The following is a 520-nucleotide window of genomic DNA, read 5'->3' on the forward strand; positions in this document are numbered from 1 at the left end:
GGGCCGCGTCCCATGGCCCTGGGCTACGTGCCGTTTAGGGCCGCCGCCTTTCGAGCAGCTCGAAGACCGCCATGCCGGCCAGCATGGCAAGCACAAACACGGCGGCTTTGGGTTCACCCATGCCAAGCGCCACCAGCCCCGGGCCGGGGCAGAAACCGGCAAGCCCCCATCCCACGCCGAAAAGAACGCTACCGGCCAGCAGCCTGCGATCCACAGGGCCTGCGGCCGGCAGTTTCATATCGGCGCCCAACAGGGAACAGCGCCTTTTTTTAGCCAGCAGGAAAGCGAAGAAGCCCACGGCAATGGCGCCGGCCATGACAAAGGCCAGCGACGGATCCCATGGGCCTGCAAGGTCCAGGAAGCCGAGAACCTTGGCGGGATTGGCCATGCCCGAGACGATCAGGCCCAGGCCGAACACCAGGCCGGCCAGCAGGGAGGACAGTATCAACATGGTCCTTCTCCTAAAGCTTGAACAGGTGGCGCGCCAGGAACACCACGGCAAAACCGGCCCCCATGAAGG

1 protein-coding gene is annotated in these 520 nt (G+C 65.0%); it reads right to left on the reverse strand.

Going from position 1 to position 520, the window contains the following annotated elements:
* Nucleotides 1-34: 34 nt before the first annotated feature.
* The gene (locus AC1DSO_RS24820; protein WP_477071342.1) at nucleotides 35-451 is read right to left on the reverse strand and encodes a DUF6691 family protein; all 417 of its coding nucleotides are present in this window, start codon (nucleotides 449-451) and stop codon (nucleotides 35-37) included.
* Between the last annotated feature and the right edge of the window lie 69 nt (nucleotides 452-520).

This window comes from Caulobacter sp. P4_E5, from assembly GCF_056401555.1.

Coding starts and splice junctions, on each gene's coding strand:
- AC1DSO_RS24820 (WP_477071342.1), bottom strand. CDS start 451: ATGTTGATACTGTCCTCCCTGCTGGCCGGCCTGGTGTTCGGCCTGGGC.